Source organism: Bradyrhizobium sp. Leo78, from assembly GCF_059512425.1.
In genome coordinates this window covers 1-364 of record NZ_JCAMOT010000299.1, presented here as the reverse complement: position 1 = coordinate 364, position 364 = coordinate 1, and the positions used below count along the sequence as shown (strand labels likewise).

Below are 364 nucleotides of genomic sequence, written 5' to 3'. Positions count from 1 at the left end.
GATCGAAACGGCGGCGCAGATCCGGCATGACGTGCACGGGCAAGACGCGCACCGCAATGCCGCGTTCGGCGCGCAGCCAGTCTTTCAGCCCCGCCGCAAGATCGAGGCCGCCGGGCATCGTCGCAGCAAAGGCTTCCGCCGCGGTCTCGATCCGTCCGAAATAACCCGATCGGCGCTCCAGCGTCTCGCGCAGTTCGTCCAGCGGCAGCCGGCCGGCGGCAACGGGCGCATGCCCTTCGGCCGCCATCAGCACTGTCAGATCGGATAGCCGCGCGGCCTGTTCGCGGTAGGCACGATAAAGCTTGATCATGCCGCTTGCGGCATTCGGCGCCGCTTCAGCCACCTCCACCAGTTCCTGGTCACC

Annotated in this window: 1 pseudogene; it reads right to left on the bottom strand. The window is 67.6% G+C overall.

Features of this window, described 5'->3' with window-relative positions:
- Nucleotides 1-364 (bottom strand): annotated as a pseudogene (locus AC5ZG1_RS44775) (Cro/Cl family transcriptional regulator); the annotation flags it as partial.